We start from the raw sequence: 18,744 nt of genomic DNA on the forward strand, positions 1-18,744 counted from the left end.
CATGCGTAAAGGAACGTTAAGCAGTGACGCCCCCTTCGGGACGTTATTAGGTTATGCGCCGGGTGGCGTGGCGATTTACTCTTCAAATTACGGCAGTCTCGATCCGCGTCACTACCCGGAAGATGCGGAATTCCGCAGCTATATCGGCAACGAGTACATGGGCCATAAATGGCAGTGCGTTGAGTTTGCGCGCCGTTTCCTGTTTCTCAATCACGGGTTTGTCTTTACCGACGTCGGGATGGCGTGGGAGATCTTCTCCCTGCGTTTTTTGCGCCAGGTGGTAAACGACAATATTCTGCCGCTACAGGCCTTTGCCAATGGCTCAAAACGCGCGCCGCAGGCCGGTGCGCTGCTCATCTGGCAAAAGGGCGGTGAGTTTCATGAGACCGGCCACGTCGCCGTCATTACCCAGCTGCTGGATGACAGAGTGCGCATTGCCGAGCAGAACGTTATTCACTCCCCGCTGCCGATGGGGCAGCAGTGGACGCGCGAGCTGCGTCTGAGCGTGGAGGACGGTTGCTATACGCTTCATGACACGTTCAACGATACCGAGATCCTCGGCTGGATGATCCAGACGGAGGAGACGGAACACAGTATTCCTCAGCCGGAGATCGACGGTGAACTGCTGAAAATCAGCGGCGCGCGGTTGAAGAACAACCGCCAGTTCGACGGAAAATGGCTCAATGAAAACGACGCCCTGCAACAGGCGTACGTTCGCGCCAACGGCCACGTTATCAACAACGATCCCTGCCAGTACTTCACCATTACCGAAAGCGCCGAGCAGGAGCTGATCAAAGCCACCAACGAACTGCACCTGATGTACCTTCATGCCACCGACAAGGTGCTGAAAGACGACAGCTTACTCGCGCTTTTCGACATCCCAAAAATCCTCTGGCCGCGTCTGCGCCTCTCCTGGCAGTGGCGTCGCCACCATATGATCACCGGTCGTATGGATTTCTGCATGGATGAGCGCGGCATTAAGGTTTACGAGTACAACGCGGATTCCGCCTCCTGCCATACCGAGGGCGGGCTGATTCTTGAAGAGTGGGTGAAAAACGGCTATCGCGGCACCGGCCACAATCCGGCGGAAGGCTTGCTGGAGGAGCTGACCGGCGCATGGAAGCACAGCCACGCGCGGCCGTTCGTCCATATCATGCAGGACAACGATATTGAAGAGGATTACCACGCGCTCTTTATTCAGCGCTCGCTGATCCAGGCCGGGTTTGAAACCAAAATCCTGCATGGACTGGGCGCGCTGAGCTGGGATGCCGCCGGGCAACTGATTGATGATGAAGGCCGTCACGTTAACTGCGTATGGAAAACCTGGGCATGGGAAACGGCGATTGAGCAGATCCGCGAGGTGAGCGAAACCGAGTATGCCGCCGTGCCTATCCGCACCGGTCACCCGCAAGGTGAAGTGCGCCTGATTGACGTCCTGCTGCGCCCGGAAGTGCTGGTCTTTGAACCGCTGTGGACGGTGATCCCAGGTAACAAGGCGATCCTGCCGGTGCTGTGGCAGCTCTTCCCGAACCACCGTTACCTGCTGGATACCGATTTTGAGGTCAACGATCTGCTCAAACGGACCGGTTATGCCGTTAAACCGATCGCCGGACGCTGCGGGAGCAATATCGATCTGATCGGCGCCCAGGACGAACTGCTGGACCAGTCCAGCGGCAAGTTTGTTGACCGCAAGAATATCTACCAGCAGCTATGGTGCCTGCCGAAGGTTGACGGCAGATACATTCAGGTCTGCACCTTTACCGTGGGCGGGAACTATGGCGGAACCTGTCTGCGTGGGGATAACTCGCTGGTGGTGAAGAAAGAGAGCGATATTGAACCGCTGATTGTGGTGAAGGATAACTAATTCATACCCGCGACAAAAAAGCCCCCGCCGGATAACCTGCGGGGGCTTTTTCTTACTCTTCTTTCTCGTCCTGCTGCTCGCTGATCTTCAAATCAATGATCCGGCCAATCTGGTCATGGTAAACCGTCAGCAGGTTGTACTGGCTCATCTCGGACATAATTTGCGGCGTGACGTTAAAACTTTGGGCAAGCTCGTCATGGCGCAACATTTCCGGATGACGCCGCCTCACATGCGCGCGGCGGCGATTGTACTGATACCACAGGATCAGCAGCCAGCCGTTGAACGCGGCAATCAGCAGATAAACCAGCACTGTATTAAAAGAGGCGATAATTGCGTTCCAGCGGTGGTCGCCCTCCTCGGTTAACTGCATCCACAGCCTGGCGTACAGGAAAAACAGGAATCCTCCCCAGGCTATCAGCGTTAATGCAGCATCGAAAAGACGCGGTGCCAGCCGATGTTCAGTCAAAATTAACGTACTCTCGTTCATTGAATGCTCCCTTTACCCCGGTCCGGACTGATCCAGCGCGCGCGGGCGCGTTTACGTTTAAGCATGACTTTCGGAAATGCCACGAGGGTGGTAAACAGGCCAATCATCCAGTACACCATCGGGAACCAGATTACCCAGAACAGCGAGCCTGCCACATTCCGCTCGTAGCGCCGCTCGATATACAAACTGACGAGGAATTGCAGCAGGCACATTACGCCCAGCAGCAGCCCGGTAAACGCCGGGGGAAACAGGCTCGCAACGGCCAGGTTCGCGGGAAGAGGGATAATATGGCTGAGAATGAACAACACCACGGTCGCCCCATAGGCAAATGCCCACAGCGTTGATAGGGCGTACTCGAGAAACAGGGGCCACATGCGATGATGCTCCCAGCGGGCCATCTTGCGCAGGTTAACCAGAAACACCTCTGCCCCCCCCTGCGCCCAGCGCAGACGCTGCTTCCACAGTCCCTTTAGCGTCTCCGGCATCAGGATCCAGCACAGTGCCCGTGGCTCGAAAAAGATATCCCAGTGGCGAAGCTGAAGCTTCCAGCTTATGTCGATATCCTCTGTGATCATATCCGGGCTCCAGTACCCGACATCCGCCAGCGCCTGTCGGCGAAAGGCGGCGATGACGCCGGAGACGGTAAAGACCCGGCCATAGATCCGCTGCGTTCGCTTGATGAGGCCAATAATGGAAGAAAACTCGCCCACCTGAATACGACCAATCAGCGTTGAGCGCGTGCGAATACGCGGATTTCCGGTGACGGCCCCAACGTGGGGATACTGAATCAGCGGTGCCACCAGATACGCCGCGGTGTCGCGGTCGAGCAGGGCGTCGCCGTCAATGCAGACCAACAGATCGCCCCGGGCCGCCGCAGCGCCGGCCTTGAGCGCCACGGCTTTCCCCTGGTTCTCCGCGAGATTAATCACCCGCAGGCGCGGCTGCTCCCGCGCCAGCTGTTGCAGTACCTCCGCCGTGTTATCAGAAGAACCGTCGTTGATGGCGATAACTTCTACATTCCAGTACCGCTGATCCAGCGCGGCACTAATGGTCTCCCGTGCGTTGCGTTCCTCATTGAAGCAGGGAATAAGAATCGAGATTAACGGCTCACCGGCTAAGGCGGGGGCGGGTGTTGCGTTATCCCACGACCAGTGCCGTTCAAGCTGAAACCAGAAATAGAGGCCGCCGGTTACCCAGAGCACGGACATAAACAGCGGCCAGAAAAAGACAAAGTCCAGAATCAGTTCGCCAGTAAACAGCGCGGCTACGCCTAACGGCAACCCGAATACCAGACACAAAATAGAGAAGGCGATAATGCGATCAGTCATTGTCAGGATACCAGTACGAAGAAAATTCAGGCCTGATACGCGAAATATCAGGTTGGTTGTTGAGGAAGTCGTCGGGGTAATAACCGTAATTTTTGATGCCGTTCAGCTGGAGCACCCGCATCCACTCCACCAGACGTTCATCGGCTACGGCACGCTGCGGTTTCTGTGCCCAGTCCCTGGCCTGTAGCTCAAAAATCGTTTTATTTAGCGCGCCGGGGCGTGCGGCGACGGCTTTGACTAAACGCGTCAGCCAGGCATTGCTCTCTTCTGCCGGGACGGACTCCATCAGCGGCATTGCCATCGGCACCGTCCAGTCGTAGGCCGCCAGAAAATCATCCAGATTTTGCGCAAACCATGCCTCGCTTTCCGGCTCGAGAATGGGTAACGCGAACATGTTCCGCGCGGTTTTGATCTGCGGGCCACGGATGTTTTTCACCGCCTGGCTCAGGGTGCGGGTAAAGCCGATAAGCCGCTGGCTCTTCTGCCGGGTCGTATCCTGTCCGGCATCGTCAACGTCCGTCAGCACTGCGTCGTCATGGAACAAGATCCCGTTGAAGCTGGCATAGCGGGCCAGATCTTCATAGATCTCCGTCACCTGCTGGCGAACCTGCGGACTCCAGGGGGAGAGCCGGATATAGGGCTCGGCGGCCACGGTCAACTCTCCCGTTTGACGCTCACGGCGCTGCACGCGCGGCAAGGCTGGACTGAGATCGAAAGAGAGAACCGGCATCCACGCGAAGATTTTCACTCCCGCGCGGGTTTGTAGCTGCCAGGCGACAAAATTAAAGAGATCGGCCCGGACCGGAAGACGACGGTTGGGGAAATAGAGCGCGCTGATCCTGCCGTCGCCCCGCGGATCCGAAAACGCCTGGAGAAACACATGGCTGATTTTCATGTCGTAGACCCGCTGGACGAGTTTGTTGATGTTTTTCGTCTGCTGGGCCGGATCGGGATCGTAGACGTAATCAAGATCAACATGCATGACGCGCACCGGTTCAAACTCCTGAACGCGGCTAACCGTGTTGGCAAAGGTTTTTATCGACGGATTTCCGGCAATCAGCAGGCGCGGGATGTTGCCGAGGTCGCGCACGTTTGCCAGCCCGTCCTCCAGGGTAAAGGCCAGCTGATAGCCCTGTTTCTGGGCGATAGCGAGCGATGTACCGTTAGCAGCCCCATAGGGCCACACCCAGGCACGCGGCGCTTTTCCCGTCACCTGGGTGATTTTATCGGTGACTTTCCGTACGTCTGCGGCGATCCGCTGATTGAAGTGTTCATCGGTTTCGTAATGCCCCGTCGCGTTATCAAAAAAACGGTTAGCGATGGCGGGTTCACGGCTTCCCTGCGGGTTGGCCGGAATGCCGTAATGCGAGGCCCAGGTATGCGAGCCAATCTCAATCAGCGGGGACTGGCTGAGCTCGCGAACCATATCCCAGGTGGCAAAGCGATCGCGGGGCGTCATCAGACCGCCGAAGTTAACTTTTTGATTTGCCGGCGTATCCACCCAGCTGCCCACCGGTGCCCACAGCGCAGGAACGTTCCAGGCCTGAAGCAGGGGCCAGACCCGGGTGTAAAAACTGCTATAACCGTCGTCGAAGCTGAGCAAAACGGCTTTCGGCGGCAGCGCTTTTTTTCCTTCATGCGCATCCAGAATGTCCTGCACGCTAATGGCGTGATAGCCGTTGTGCAAAAGCCAGCTTATCTGCTCGTTTAACGCGCTGGTGCGAACGGAGAGGTAGCGCTGATCGGCGGCATCATCTTCGACGTCGTGGTAGGCCAGGACCAAAAACTGATTCTCCGGCCAGGGTTTGCTGGCCTCCAGCTGCGGCCTCTCTTCAGGGGCCATAAAGGAGAGCGGCTGCGCGCAGAGGCTCGCGCTGAGGCAGAGCCAGCCGATGACGATCAGGCTTACAGAAAAACGTGTGTTCAGCATATTCATCCTTAAAAGCGTAAAGTCGCATCTAACGTGACGGAGAGATTGCTCTCGCGTTTGCCGTCGTAAGGGCGCTTATCCCAGTTCAGCATCACGCCAGTATCGACAACGTTGTTCCACTGGATGCGTTGCCCGTAACCCAGCAGGGTAACGGCGCCAGGTGACTGATTTTTCTGCCAGTAGCTGCCCCCGCCTGCCACGAACTGCTGGCTCCAGAGGGTGTCGTAGTGGCGGTACATCTCATGGTCAACGGACAGGGCAGCCGTCACGGACAGATCCCGTGCCGGGTTGTAATAGAGCGTATTCCGCAGGCTGTTTTTACTGGCGGCGATCCCCGGTTCGAGATCCAGCGTCAGGGTCGGGGTCTGCCAGAGACGCTCTTTCCCAGAGAGGGTGTATTCCTGACGGCGGTTGTGGTCTGAGAAGCGGCTGATTGCGGCGTTGAACTGGTATTCACGTCGCTCGTTTTGATACCAGCGCACCCCACCTTCACCCCGGTTGGCGCTAATCCCATTGCGTAATGCCCGTAAGGGTGTGGCGCGTGACAAGCGCTCGAGGTTACCACTGACCTGCCAGTTATCACTCAGGCTGTAAGTTGTTGAGAGCCGTGCGCCCGGCCTGTTTTTGCCGTGATAGTGGTTGCCGGAGAGCTCGGCTTCGAGCGTGAGGTCACGGGGGCGCCACTCAACGCCGCCCAACAGGTGGCGGCTGATGCCTTTACCTTCGTCGAAATTCCCCTGGGCATAGCGGGTGCCGGCAAACAGCCGCCAGCTATCCGCCACGGGCGGGCCATAGAGCGTGGCGTCCCAGTTCATGTCGTGGCTACCGCTGACGGGGTTATCTGAGTGCAATCCTTTACCCGCCTTCAGACGCAGCTCAGACATATGGTGGACCATTCTGAGTCTGTCCAGGCGACGGGCGCTGCGATCGGCGGGGGCGCGAGCAATTACGTTATTAGCCAGTAAATCCATCTGGCGCCACTCCTGAAGGTCCATTGCGACGTAAGCCTGCTGTTTTTCAAGCTCCAGATTCGTGGGTTCGAGCGCCTCTGCTCGTTTAAGCTTTTGCTCGGCAGCGCGCGGCAGGCCTCTGGCCTGAAGCAGGGCGGCATAATCAATCTGTAATCCCTGATTTCCCGGCGCCGTTGACGCCAGACGATACGACAGCTTTTCGGCCTCCGGCAGGGCGTTGGTTGCCAGCAAATAGTTAAATTTGAGTGACTGCCCGGTAAGCCACCGATCGTTTGGCTGGGCGGCGGGGGACCCGAAATCGTAGCGGGTCCAGGGAACGCTGCGGGTCTCGCGCTCAACGTAGCGGCGGGCGGCCTGATACTGCCCCGTATCCAGCCAGGCGTAGAAAAGCGCATGCTCCTCATCCTGCGGATCGGAGGCGTAGTGTGGATAGCGTTGCACAAGCGAGAAGGCGGCAACGGTGTTTTTCTCCTGCAAATATGCAGAGATCACCCAGCCGATGGCCCAGTCCGGCACCGGATGCTGTGCGGCCGTCAGCGACTCATATTCGCTAATGACCTGCCGGTAATTACCCTGCGCATACAGGGCGCCAAGCCGATCGATACGGGCAAGGATGACGTCTTCAGCCGCCTGCGGGTCGTTTTGCCAGCGGGAAAGCAGGGCGTGATAGCGATCTAACGCGTTTTGTGCCAGCCGCAGGCGCTCTTTCTCCGTTCTGCCAGGCACATCCGCCAGGCGTACCCGTTCAGCCGCGGCGTTACGCTCAAGGCGGCGACGCTCCGCGCGGGACATCGCCGCGTTTTGTGACAGCCAGAGTGCGGGCGTGCTTACCCGGTTATCCATTAGCGCATCGATCGTCTCGCGAAGAAGGGCCTCATTCCCTGGCGCGGCGCTTAGTGCGCGCATGTCAGCCAGCAGCCGATCCCTGTTTTTTCCCTGGCGCATCCAGACATAGGAGAGCGTCTCAAGGTGCGCGGGAGAAGGATTGTCTTTAACCAGCTGCCGGGCTTCCGAAAGCGCGAGGCGATCTTTGCGGGCATCGGCCAGAGTCTTCACATAGCCGATGCGGTAATCGTCGTTATCCGGCGCAAGGCTGAGCGCCTCTTTCCACAGCGATAAGGCGGATGGCCAGGCTTTTTGGTTTCTTCTGGACTGGGCGACGGCAGCGATGGCGCGAGCGGGCAGCGGCATATAAATACCATAACGCTGCCAGACCCGGATAACTTCGTCATCGCGTCCTGCCCAGGAGGCTACCTGTAACCAGTCCGCAACCTGTCCGGGTGTTAAAGCATGTTGTTGCTCATAGCGCTGTAGGTAATCAAGAAACAGAGCGTAATTACCGTTACGTGCCTGTTGTATCTGATGCTCATAAACGGATTCATCAGCCTGAACCAGAACAGGAAAGAGTAAAAGCAGGAACAATAATATTGTGGTGCGATAAAAGAATAACGTAGTGAAGCTAAGCGATCTTTCCATATCTATTTGCCATTTGTTTATTGTGAATCCATTGCATAACACGGCCGCCTTTTAACTCTGTGTTAAAGGGCATAAAGGAGAACATTAAATCTGAATGATGCTACGTTATGGGGTACTTACTTAAAGGTAATTATGAGCCCTCATCTCAGTGGTCTGATTGGGCTTAATGTACACCCGATGTGTTGGGGGATAAATAAGTTGAAAAGCGGCTGGGAGGTTTTGAGATAATTCTGGGAGAAGTAAGTTTTTTAGATAATTTAGTGCAGGGTTGATGTTTTTAATTAATTGATATTAAATGATTTTTCTTTCTCTGCTTCCTGTTTTGTTATATTCAAAATGAAGTTCTTCTGAGTTAATTAAAGTACTTTCTGGTGCATGTTTGGGAAGTTTCATGACAAAAATTCTTAATGTTCAGAGAAGTGACTTTTCTGAAATTCTTTTTTATTTATAATTAACGCCAGGCATTGAGTGATAGTCTGCAAAAAGTCTAGCTCACCAATGTCATATTGAGGGATGATCAAAGCCAGAAAACATTTGCCGTTAATGTAAAACGCTATAAACGAAAGCGTTCTTGTTTCTTAAGAGGCGGGCTTGCTTTAATCTAAAAGGGATGGTTAGTGGCGACTTCAATAGTGTTAGTGACTCAGGATTGTTTCCTTGTCAGGGGGATGCGGCTATTTTTCCCGGATATAATTTGCCTCAGTTCGATAGACAGAAACATATTTGATACCGACGCAAATGAATATACTGTACTGATTGATAGCCGTACGCCGCTCCGTTTATATGATTACCTGATACGCCATCCGGCCAGAACGAGAAAAACGATCTGCTGCGTTATGCTGGATATGCGTCCTCGAGAGGAGGATCTTCTCAGTATGAAGCTGTTTATGAACACGTCGCTTACGGCTCCGGATATGGTGTCGTTATTCAATCTGGTGCTTGATATGAAAGGCAGGCGTCTGACCACCAAATGGCTGCTTAACTTACGGCTGAGTCGACACGAAGCGATAATGATCCGGTTGCTGAAGGCAGGGAGGTCAATGGAAGAGATTGCAGATAAGCTGAATATGTCGGTTAAAAGCCTCTATCGCAAGCGAACGGTGCTGTCAGAGCGGTTAGGGGCAGGGAATTTCAACGAGGCGTGTTTGTTTATCTTTAAAAACAAACTGCTGGACGCGGTTGGGAACGATCCCTAGCTTCGTCAGAAGCCAAAAGCAGAAACCCGCCACAAGGGCGGGTTCTTTTAATGGAAATAATTCAGAACGACCAGCGCAGATTGGCGTTAACCGAGTTGACGCGGGTATCCGCACCATATTGTCCCTGGTAACCCACATCCAGCGTCGCAGCACGCGACAGCTGTACGCTCACGCCGATATCACCGACCATCACATCCTCATCCACGGCCTGTCCCTGAGTAATGAACGCGTCGCTGCCCGCAAACGCCATGCGCGAAGAGGTATTCTTATCGCCATAGGCGTGCTGCCAGCCCAACGAACCGTAGAGGTTAACGTGCTTCGGCAGCTCGGTCACACCGCGCAACCCGAGTGTCGTGTAGAAGGTGTTCATCGTTTCGTTACGGACGCTCAGCGCAGCGGCACCGCCGTCTTCCCTGAAGCTGTCGGTATGCAGCCGGATGTACGATAAATTGACGAACGGCTCAATATTCCTGTCTGGCTGGCCGAAACGGTAGCCCGCTTCGGTGAACGCCAGCAGGGAGTTGGCGTCGTAATCTGACTTCAGCCGATCCGAGAAACCGCTGAAATCAACATTGCGCTCGCCTTCAATCTTGTGCCAGGTGTACCCCAGCGCGCCGCGAAGGGAGAACGCATCCTGTTGACCCGCCGCATACAGGCCAAGGTGATAGTTGTCGGTATCCGTTGAGGAGCGACGGCTGTCGACGTCGTAATCACCCCGGCTGTAGCCGAAGTAGCCGCCGACACGCACGTTATGGTCCGCCAGCTTGCGATCTGCCCCCAGCAGGAAGCCGGTGGTGTTGCCGTCCAGCTTGCCCACGTTACCGTCGCCGCTGTTTCGGCTCCAGGAGCTGAAGGTCTGGCCCCAGACGCCATTGTTTTGCGGCTCCGGCTGCTGCACCAGCGACATGGCTAACGGTGGTATCGGCAGGCTGTCGTTATCAAACGCGCGCTGCATGCGCTGGTTTAACACGTTAAACACCTGCGTGCTGCCAGCGATCAGGTTGGACTGCATTGACGGATAAACTTCACCAGAAAGCTGGTTGAACGCCTCGCGCGCTTCCGGTGCGCTCAGCAGAAGCAGCGAGTTATACAGCGCCAGAGACGGGCCGCTTTGCGTCAGCGTGGAGAGCGCGCCAGCGGTATTCCACTGGTTGCTGCTTTGGGCCACGGTCTGGAAAATGCCCGGCTTGCCGCTGCCCGGGTTTTCACCTCCGGGGTTTTCACCGCCAGGATTCTCACCGCCAGGATTTTCGCCTCCGGGGTTTTCTCCACCAGGATTCTCACCGCCAGGGTTTTCGCCTCCGGGGTTTTCACCACCAGGATTCTCACCGCCAGGGTTTTCGCCTCCGGGATTTTCTCCTCCAGGATTCTCGCCACCGGTCTCTTTCTGCGCGATGGTCAGATCGACGGCGTTGGTGCTTTGCTTAAGCGCCACGTCGAGGAAGGCGGATTTGGAGATCGCGCCGGCGAACTCACCGTCAATTCCCCCGTCGGAGGTCAAAATGCGGTAGCTTTGGCCCGTTTTATAGCTGGTTTGCGGATCCAGCGCGGTGACCTGTACCTTAGCCTGATTGCTGATGGTGGTTTTGCCCGATACCAGTAGCTGGTCGCTGCGGCCATCTCCTGCGATATCGACGTCATAGAAGGATTCGCCGATAAAGTTCAGATAGCGTTTCAGCGTCAACGTACCGATAGTGCCGTCGCCGGGCGAGATATGTCCGCCGGACAGGATCTCGGTCTGGCCCAGCGTCCCGTTGCCGCCCAGCGTGCCGCCGGACTTGATTGACGCGGCGCTGCTGTAACCCACCCCGTTGCTGACGTCTGAACCCGCCGTCGCATTGAGGATCAGCGTGCCGCCGTTCTCCGCGCTAAGCGTCTGGACGTCAAAAATATCGTCTTCTGGTTGGGTATTAATATTGCTGGCAATAATGACTTTACCGCCCCGCGCGGTGACGTTCGCCTTGAGTGCGGAAAGATCGCCGTTCAGCGTCGTCTGCCCGGAGGTGTTGATCACATCACCTTCACCGCTCATCGTGTTGCTGAAGATGTAATTTCCGTCGGTATGGTTGAAGTAGACATAGCTTCCGAACAGTCCGCCACGCAGGCTTATTGCCGTCTTCGCATCGAGGGTACCTGCGCCGCCCGCCGTGCCAAGCGTTGGTTCAGTTAAACCCGTGCCGGTGTCCATATTGCCGCGGCTGCCGATGATGAGCGCACCCCGGTTCGAGCCGGAACCCGATGTCCCCACGATCAGCGCATTGCTGCCAGCGGAAAATGAACCGCCGTCAATCACAGACAGCACGCCATTACCGTAATCGCCCACGCTCACGCTGCTGCCGCTGGTAAAGCGTGAGTCCTCGCCCGCAATAACCAGCTCGGCGGTTTTCCCTGCCCCGGAGACGCCTGCCACCTGCACGCCGCCAACGTTAACCGTTCCGCCGTTCAGCACGTCCAGGTCGCCATAAAGCGTCAACGTACGGCCAACGTTCCACTGTGAGCCGCTCCCTGTGACGGTGGCTTTCGGGCTCAGCGTGTCGGTTTCACCCGGTCCGGTACCGTTGCCGATGCGTGCATCGTAAGCGGTATTGAGCGCAGCGCCGTCTTCAATCGCAAGCGTGGAGCGTGCGCCCAGATCGGTGCCTACGCTGAGAAAATTACTGGTCACACGAGAGCCAGCACCCGTGGCGATAAGGTGGCTGTCGTAGCCGCGGGTGGTGCCGACAACAATCTCCTTTGCACTCGCCAGCGCGCCCTCTTCGACTCGCAGGGTGCCGAGGCCAAGATTCAGGTCGCCGCGCAGGACGTACCGATCGTTCACCGCGTTAAGCTCAGCGTCTGGCCCACGGACCGTGACCACGCTTTCATAAATTTTGCCGTCGAACAGCCGACCGATATTGATGTTATAGGCGGTGATTTTGCCATTATCGATCAACAGGTTTCCGCGTTGATTACGTCCAACATAAACATCTCCGGTGTAACCCAGCGTTTCGGTAATACGCGCGTCGCCATCAAAAAAGGCATCGGCTGCACGCGCTATATCGGCAGGTAAAAACAGTAACAGCGGCGCGGAAAATAGAGCGAGGTAAAGTCTGGAAAGCGGCGTCTTAACCGCTAAAGAATGCGATGTAGAGTTATTCACGGGCTATCTCCGTACTCATTAGCATGATGTCAGGAACATCGTTTTTTTATGAAAACTCAGATACGCCAGATAATGTAAAAGGCGTTATTTATGTACGCCTTTTGATGCGGCGTTAATTATTTATGTGTGACAACAGGTGTACAGGTTGGCGCGCTCAGCGTCGGTGCGGATCCTAAAATTCCCGGCATCATCATTGATGAGCAATCGAAAATACGCCCTTTTTCCGTCGTGGCGCGATAAGAGAGTTTTTGTCCTCCCAGTGCGTCCGGCTGGGCGCCATTAACGTTGGTCACAGTTATTTCATCCGATGAGCCCAGTCCCAGCATTTTAGCGGTCTCCGCCTGGAGGAGTGGAATAGCCTGATCGGTTTTCAACGTGGAACAACCGGCTAACATCAACGTAACGGTTAAAACGATTAGTGGTTTTTTCATAAATTATCCTTGATATCCAACCAGTTAATTTCACTGATTGTATTTATGTTTTCTTTTACCCAAATCAGCGAATAATATATTTCTCTTTCCTAATCGAAAAAACCCTCCTAAAGTAGGGTGGGTAGATAATAATTCATCTGTACTCTAAGATATGCGAAGGTAAAAGGAGGATCCTTTGGGACAGAATTATGCGTTAGTCGTTGATGACCATCCATTGGTAGCAAGCGGCATCGCCAATTTTCTGATTACACATTGCCAGTTTAAACAGGCGTGTGTGGTGACGAATGAGGATGATTGCTACCGACAAATTAGAGATCATGGCCCGCCACGTTTGCTGGTAATCGATTTTTGGCTCTCTTCCGGAACGGCCCTGAAATTACTCAAAGAAGTAAAACAACTTTACCCACAGGTACGACTCCTGGTGGTCAGCGGGGATGACAATAATGATATCTGGCGCAAAGTTAATGCCGCCGGGGGACACGGTTTTGTATTGAAAAGCGAGCCACCTGAGATGTTCTCGCGGGCCGTTTTCGCACTCACTGATAATCAGACCTGGTTTCCTGAGGGAAACGAAATTTCCGTTAAGGCCAATAATGAGAAGTTAAGTAAATTTAACTTAACGCCGCGACAAATAGACGTGTTAAATATGATTATGCGCGGCCTGCCAAATAAACGAATCGCCGCACAGCTTTCAATTTCTGAGCCCACGGTCAAAGAACACATCAGCAATATATTGAAAAAGATAGGCGTTAACAGCCGGGTTGAAGCCATCACGCTTCTGCATGGCAAGCAGGAACCGTCGGAATGAGGTTTTTCCAGAGCTTACAAAATGATGGTATCTCTGCTCCGGCGCAGATCCGTTTGCTAAACAACACCTTTCTGCGGCTGGTATTTAGCTTTAGTGCTGTGCCCTTTGTGGGTATTCCTTTCGCCATCTGGATTTATATGCTTGGGGACGACCTCGGCCCAACGATTATCTGGATAATTATTTATCTGCTATGTGCCGTGGCGATACGACTATTGCACCGATGCTATCAGCGTGAAGCGAAAGAAAACGGTGAGAGGGACGTCCTGCGACGCTGGCTTCCGCGTATTAATAATATTGCCTTTATTCACGGGCTGGGAATTTCTTCACTCTATTTAATTACGCCACAGACGCAGAATTTTGACTTTTTCCTGTTACTTAATATCAGCATCGCCGCCATCGTCGCCGCCAATGCGACACATCTGACGCCTGTCATTAGTACCTTCACGCGTTTTTTCTTCGCCTCCTGGGGGGTGCTGAACCTCGGTATTATCTGGCGGCTGGATGAGTTGATGTTCATCGTGCTCATGCTGAATCTGCTTTACGGCTTCGCAATTTACCGCCATGCGTTAACTTCCCATGCGTTCTTTATTCAGCAGGCACTGCTTGAGGAAAAAAGCTCACGGCTGGCGGAACAGTTTCGTCAGGCCAAAGAGGACGCGGAGCAGGCACTGCTGGATAAAAATCAGTTTCTGACCACCGCCAGCCACGATCTGCGCCAGCCTGTGCATGCTATGGGCTTTCTGATCGAAGCTATCCTCCACCGAAACCGGGACGGCAGCCTGACGCCACAGCTTCTTGACCTTCAGCAGAGCGTTCGCTCGGTACATTTAATGCTCAACTCTCTGCTCGATCTCAGCAAAATAGAATCCGGGAATGTCCTCTCTGCCCCGACCAAAGTGGATATCGGTGCTCTGCTCGACTCGGTCATCACGCTGTTTCGTGAAGAGGCCAACAGCCGCGCGCTTAGGCTGTGCATCCGGCGGCCTAAACGCCATATCTACGTGATGGGCGATCCGCTACTGGTGCGACAGTCCCTGATCAACCTGATTCAAAACGCCCTTCGCTACACGCTCCAGGGCGGGGTGCTGGTCGCCATCCGACCGCGCGGTGACGAGTGTATGGTGGAGGTGTGGGACACGGGAGTCGGTATCGCCGATGAAGAGAAGGGCAAAATCTTCTCACCTTACTACCGCCCCGAGCTGGCATGGAAGATCGACAGCGCCGGACACGGGCTGGGACTGGCCGTCGTTGCCCGTTGTGCCAAGCTGATGAAGGTGAAATACGGGATGCAATCCATTGAAGGGAAAGGCTCACGCTTCTGGATGCGCTTTACCCAATATGCTGGCGAAGATAGCGTGCTGGATACCCCGCCCGCCGCTGATAACACCGCCACGCCGGTACGCTATGCGCCGCTGCACGGTTCCTGCCTGGTTGTCGATGACGACCCGCTGGTGACGTCTGCCTGGGAGAGCCTGATGAGCGTCTGGGGAATCGACGTACGCTGTGCGGCCTCCGCTGAAGAAGCGTTTGCCATAATCGACGACGGCTTTACGCCGTTCGCCGTGCTGTGCGACCAGCGCCTGCGATCCGGCGAAAGCGGCTTCGATATCCTGAAAGCGCTTTTTGAACGTCTGCCGGATATGAGCGGCGCAATAGTTAGCGGCGAATTTAATTCACCGGTTCTGCTGGAGGCGGAGCAGGAGGGGTACCTGGTACTCCGCAAGCCTCTGGAGCCAGCTAAACTGCATGCGCTGCTGACGCAGTGGTTGGGATGTCGTTAAGGGAATGCAGAAGTAATGATTCTGGCGGGCTCAGAATGCAAAAACGGACCTCCGTGGAGGTCCGTTAATATGAAATTTGGTGCCCGGACTCGGAATCGAACCAAGGACACGGGGATTTTCAATCCCCTGCTCTACCGACTGAGCTATCCGGGCAACGGGGCGCATTAAACCCGATCCTCCCTCCGGCGTCAACGAAATTTGTTGCTTTCGGTGCAGACTGCACACTCTCTCACCATTTCGTCGCAAACTTAAGCGAAAAAGTGCGTCCAGAGCGCGGATAGCGGCATCGCGAGCAGGAGGGCAGGGAGCATGTTCACCACTGCAAACATCTTAATGCCACAGATTCGCAGCCCTGTCGCCAGCAGCAACAGGCCGCCGACGGCGGTAAAGTCTGCCATCATCGCTGGCGTTGTCAGCGGCAGGATCAGCGTGGCGCAGGTGGCCAGCGCCAGTTGAATAAGCAACATCGGCACGCAAATCGCGGCGACGGCGATGCCGAGGGTGGTGGCAAAGATGGTGGCAGTAAAGAAATCCAGAAACGCTTTCGCAATCAATATGCTGGGATCGCCGGTCATCCCTTCCTGCATCGAACCGAATATCCCCGTGCCGCTGGCGCAGAACAGAATAATGATCGCAACGTAGTTCTGAATAAACGACTCGTGCGTGCCGTGCTTCGCCTTGCCCGGTCGGGCAATCAGATTTTTGGCTTTGCCTACCGCGTGATTGATGCCCTTTTCCAGATAGCAAAATTCGCCGATCAGTGCCCCGAGCAGCGTCGCCAGTACCATCACCGGCAGGTTGGCGCATTTCACCACTAAAAGGATACCAATCCCTAACGACGCCAGGCCAAAAATGGAGGGCATGGAGACGCGAATACGCTCCGGCAACCGCTGGCTTAATACTGCCCCAAGTACACCGCCCAGCAATACGGCTCCCGCATTGATAAAGGGTCCAATTACCACGTTTAACTCCTGTTATTTAAGCACTGGCATTGCATCATTATGGCACGTTCGTCCCTGATTACGCTTAGCTTTGGGAGGCGTAACGCATACTGATTCCTTCTTGCACCTGAAAATAAAAGGTGACATGATTGCGCGAATTTTCTCCTTCCTGTCTCACCGTTCGGTGAGGGTATTTGCGCCTATGAAAACCATGAAAATTGCCGTCAGCCGCGAGCTGGTATCCAAAGTTTCTACGCATCGCGAAAAGGTTATGCTGGATAACACTGATTTCACCGATGTGGCGGCAGTCGTCATTACGGTTGTTGAAAGCTACAGCGGCATTCTCGCGTTGCTGAAGCGTACGGGCTTTCAGCTACCGGTATTTATGTTCTCAACAGAGCCAGGAGAGGTGCCAGAGGGTGTCACGGCGATCATCTCGGGCAAAGCACAGGAATTGCTGGAACTGGAATCTGCCGCCTGCCGGTATGAAGAGAACCTGCTGCCACCCTTTTTTGACACCCTGAGCCAGTATGTGGCGATGGGAAACAGCACCTTTGCCTGTCCGGGTCACCAGCACGGCGCCTTTTTCAAAAAACACCCGGCGGGGCGGCAGTTTTACGACTTCTTCGGTGAAAACGTGTTTCGTGCCGATATGTGCAATGCCGACGTGAAGCTCGGTGATTTGCTGATCCACGAAGGTTCTGCCAAGCACGCGCAAAAGTTCGCGGCGAAAGTGTTCAACGCGGATAAAACCTACTTCGTGCTGAACGGCACGTCGGCGGCCAATAAAGTGGTGACCAATGCGCTGCTGACTCGTGGCGATCTGGTGCTGTTCGATCGTAACAACCACAAGTCCAACCATCATGGGGCGCTGATCCAGGCCGGGGCAACGCCTGTCTATCTTGAGGCAGCCCGTAATCCGTTTGGTTTTATCGGCGGGATTGATGAGCACTGCTTTGATGAGGCCTGGCTGCGGGAACTGATCCGTGACGTCGCGCCGCAGAAAGCCGCCGAGGCGCGCCCGTTCCGTCTGGCGATCATTCAGCTCGGCACCTACGATGGCACGATCTACAACGCCCGTCAGGTGATCGACAAGATCGGGCACCTTTGCGACTACATCCTCTTTGACTCCGCCTGGGTCGGCTACGAGCAATTTATCCCGATGATGGCGGAAACGTCTCCGCTTCTGCTGGAACTGAACGAGAACGATCCGGGAATTTTCGTGACCCAGTCGGTCCACAAGCAGCAGGCCGGGTTCTCACAAACGTCGCAGATCCATAAAAAGGATAACCATATTCGCGGTCAGTCGCGCTTCTGCCCGCACAAGCGGCTGAACAACGCGTTCATGCTGCATGCCTCCACCAGCCCGTTTTACCCGCTGTTTGCGGCGCTGGACGTGAACGCCAAGATCCACGAGGGCGAAAGCGGACGCAGGCTGTGGGCGGAGTGTGTCGAGTTGGGCATTGAAGCGCGCAAGGCCATCATTGCCAACTGCCATATGATCAAACCGTTTATCCCACCGGTGGTGGCGGGTCGGCCATGGCAGGATCACCCCACGCAGGCTATCGCCAGCGAGCGTCGCTTCTTTAGTTTTGAACCGGGTGCAAAATGGCACGGTTTTGAAGGCTATGCCCGTGAACAGTATTTCGTCGATCCGTGCAAGCTGCTGTTGACCACGCCGGGCATTGATGCTGAAACAGGGCACTATACCGATTTCGGCATTCCGGCGACCATTCTCGCCCACTACCTGCGCGAGAACGGCATTGTGCCGGAGAAGTGCGATCTCAACTCCATCCTGTTCCTGCTGACGCCAGCCGAGAGCGCGGAGAAGCTGATGCAGCTGGTGGCGATGCTGGGGCAGTTTGAACAGCATATTGAAGACGACACACCGCTCGCGGATGTGCTTCCTACCATCTATCAGAAATACCCGGTGCGTTACCGCGACTATACGATCCGCCAGCTATGCCAGGAGATGCACGATCTCTACGTCAGCTTTAACGTGAAGGATTTACAGAAGGCGATGTTCCGTCAGAAGAGCCTGCCTGCCGTGGTGATGAACCCCCAGGATGCCAACCAGGAGTACATTCGCGGGAACGTCGAACTGGTGCGTATTCGTGACGCCGAAGGACGCATTGCCGCCGAAGGTGCGCTGCCATACCCGCCGGGCGTGCTGTGCGTGGTGCCGGGGGAAGTCTGGGGTGGAGCAGTACAGCGCTACTTCCTGGCACTGGAAGAGGGCATTAATATGCTGCCGGGTTTCTCCCCAGAGTTGCAGGGCGTTTACAGCGAGAAGGATGCGGACGGGATTAAGCGGCTGTATGGGTACGTATTGAAGTAGGGACCCTCACCCTCTCCCCAAAGGGGAGAGGGGATTGCACGGAGCCGTCTTTTC

General features: G+C 55.3%; 12 protein-coding genes and 1 tRNA gene. 5 read left to right on the forward strand and 8 right to left on the reverse strand.

Annotation, left to right across the window (positions count from 1 at the left end):
• Nucleotide 1 precedes the first annotated feature (1 nt).
• On the forward strand, nt 2–1,864 hold the full coding sequence (gss, locus tag CU081_RS07740; RefSeq protein WP_003862464.1) for a bifunctional glutathionylspermidine amidase/synthase: 1,863 nt from the start codon (nt 2–4) through the stop codon (nt 1,862–1,864).
• 52 nt (nt 1,865–1,916) lie between these two features.
• Here the strand turns inward: gss and pgaD are convergent, their stop codons facing one another.
• Genes pgaD through pgaA form a run of 4 tightly spaced genes read right to left on the reverse strand, consistent with a single transcriptional unit; the run spans nt 1,917 to nt 8,056 of the window.
• Nucleotides 1,917–2,351: a poly-beta-1,6-N-acetyl-D-glucosamine biosynthesis protein PgaD gene (pgaD, locus tag CU081_RS07745; RefSeq protein WP_003862463.1), complete on the reverse strand. Its 435-nt coding sequence runs from the start codon at nt 2,349–2,351 to the stop codon at nt 1,917–1,919.
• Nucleotides 2,348–3,679 (reverse strand): poly-beta-1,6-N-acetyl-D-glucosamine synthase, encoded by a 1,332-nt coding sequence (gene pgaC, locus CU081_RS07750; protein ID WP_003862462.1) that lies wholly within the window; start codon nt 3,677–3,679, stop codon nt 2,348–2,350. The genes pgaD and pgaC overlap by 4 nt, the downstream gene beginning before the upstream one ends.
• Nucleotides 3,672–5,609, reverse strand: a complete 1,938-nt coding sequence (pgaB, locus tag CU081_RS07755; RefSeq protein ID WP_022651847.1) for a poly-beta-1,6-N-acetyl-D-glucosamine N-deacetylase PgaB — start codon at nt 5,607–5,609, stop codon at nt 3,672–3,674. Before pgaB ends, pgaC begins: the two co-directional genes overlap by 8 nt.
• 8 nt (nt 5,610–5,617) lie before the next feature.
• Nucleotides 5,618–8,056, reverse strand: a complete 2,439-nt coding sequence (pgaA, locus tag CU081_RS07760) for a poly-beta-1,6 N-acetyl-D-glucosamine export porin PgaA (protein ID WP_022651846.1) — start codon at nt 8,054–8,056, stop codon at nt 5,618–5,620.
• Between the two features lie 668 nt (nt 8,057–8,724).
• Between pgaA and CU081_RS07765 the strand changes: the two genes are divergently transcribed.
• The gene (locus CU081_RS07765; RefSeq protein ID WP_100185521.1) at nt 8,725–9,252 is read left to right on the forward strand and encodes a helix-turn-helix transcriptional regulator; all 528 of its coding nucleotides are present in this window, start codon (nt 8,725–8,727) and stop codon (nt 9,250–9,252) included.
• Nucleotides 9,253–9,313: 61 nt separating this feature from the next.
• Here CU081_RS07765 and CU081_RS07770 read toward each other — a convergent pair whose 3' ends face one another.
• Both CU081_RS07770 and CU081_RS07775 read right to left on the reverse strand, forming a co-directional pair.
• Nucleotides 9,314–12,391, reverse strand: a complete 3,078-nt coding sequence (locus CU081_RS07770) for an autotransporter family protein (RefSeq protein WP_003862458.1) — start codon at nt 12,389–12,391, stop codon at nt 9,314–9,316.
• A 116-nt stretch (nt 12,392–12,507) separates the two neighbouring features.
• Nucleotides 12,508–12,822 (reverse strand): lipoprotein, encoded by a 315-nt coding sequence (locus CU081_RS07775; RefSeq protein WP_003862457.1) that lies wholly within the window; start codon nt 12,820–12,822, stop codon nt 12,508–12,510.
• 175 nt (nt 12,823–12,997) lie between these two features.
• Between CU081_RS07775 and CU081_RS07780 the strand changes: the two genes are divergently transcribed.
• Together CU081_RS07780 and CU081_RS07785 are read left to right on the forward strand one after the other, a co-directional pair.
• Nucleotides 12,998–13,630, forward strand: a complete 633-nt coding sequence (locus CU081_RS07780) for a response regulator transcription factor (RefSeq protein ID WP_003862456.1) — start codon at nt 12,998–13,000, stop codon at nt 13,628–13,630.
• Nucleotides 13,627–15,411 carry a hybrid sensor histidine kinase/response regulator gene (locus CU081_RS07785; protein ID WP_003862454.1) on the forward strand — a complete coding sequence of 595 codons (1,785 nt, stop codon included), beginning with the start codon at nt 13,627–13,629 and terminating at the stop codon, nt 15,409–15,411. The genes CU081_RS07780 and CU081_RS07785 overlap by 4 nt, the downstream gene beginning before the upstream one ends.
• Nucleotides 15,412–15,488: 77 nt before the next feature.
• Here CU081_RS07785 and CU081_RS07790 read toward each other — a convergent pair.
• Together CU081_RS07790 and CU081_RS07795 are read right to left on the reverse strand one after the other, a co-directional pair.
• Nucleotides 15,489–15,564: transfer RNA gene (locus CU081_RS07790), tRNA-Phe, on the reverse strand.
• Between the two features lie 95 nt (nt 15,565–15,659).
• Entirely contained in the window at nt 15,660–16,373 is a 714-nt protein-coding gene (locus tag CU081_RS07795) for a DUF554 domain-containing protein (RefSeq protein ID WP_003862452.1), read from the reverse strand.
• Between the two features lie 181 nt (nt 16,374–16,554).
• Between CU081_RS07795 and CU081_RS07800 the strand changes: the two genes are divergently transcribed.
• Nucleotides 16,555–18,690: an ornithine decarboxylase gene (locus CU081_RS07800; RefSeq protein WP_022651843.1), complete on the forward strand. Its 2,136-nt coding sequence runs from the start codon at nt 16,555–16,557 to the stop codon at nt 18,688–18,690.
• Nucleotides 18,691–18,744 lie beyond the last annotated feature (54 nt).

This window comes from Enterobacter sp. CRENT-193 (genome assembly GCF_002787395.1).
In the GTDB taxonomy this organism is placed as follows: Bacteria; Pseudomonadota; Gammaproteobacteria; order Enterobacterales; family Enterobacteriaceae; genus Enterobacter; species Enterobacter hormaechei_C.

Bases quoted from the DNA above. Each gene is read 5' to 3' on its own strand.
- gss (WP_003862464.1), top strand. From the start codon at position 2: ATGCGTAAAGGAACGTTAAGCAGTGACGCCCCCTTCGGGACGTTATTA.
- pgaD (WP_003862463.1), bottom strand. From the start codon at position 2,351: ATGAACGAGAGTACGTTAATTTTGACTGAACATCGGCTGGCACCGCGT.
- pgaC (WP_003862462.1), bottom strand. From the start codon at position 3,679: ATGACTGATCGCATTATCGCCTTCTCTATTTTGTGTCTGGTATTCGGG.
- pgaB (WP_022651847.1), bottom strand. From the start codon at position 5,609: ATGCTGAACACACGTTTTTCTGTAAGCCTGATCGTCATCGGCTGGCTC.
- pgaA (WP_022651846.1), bottom strand. From the start codon at position 8,056: ATGGAAAGATCGCTTAGCTTCACTACGTTATTCTTTTATCGCACCACA.
- CU081_RS07765 (WP_100185521.1), top strand. From the start codon at position 8,725: ATGCGGCTATTTTTCCCGGATATAATTTGCCTCAGTTCGATAGACAGA.
- CU081_RS07775 (WP_003862457.1), bottom strand. From the start codon at position 12,822: ATGAAAAAACCACTAATCGTTTTAACCGTTACGTTGATGTTAGCCGGT.
- CU081_RS07785 (WP_003862454.1), top strand. From the start codon at position 13,627: ATGAGGTTTTTCCAGAGCTTACAAAATGATGGTATCTCTGCTCCGGCG.
- CU081_RS07800 (WP_022651843.1), top strand. From the start codon at position 16,555: ATGAAAACCATGAAAATTGCCGTCAGCCGCGAGCTGGTATCCAAAGTT.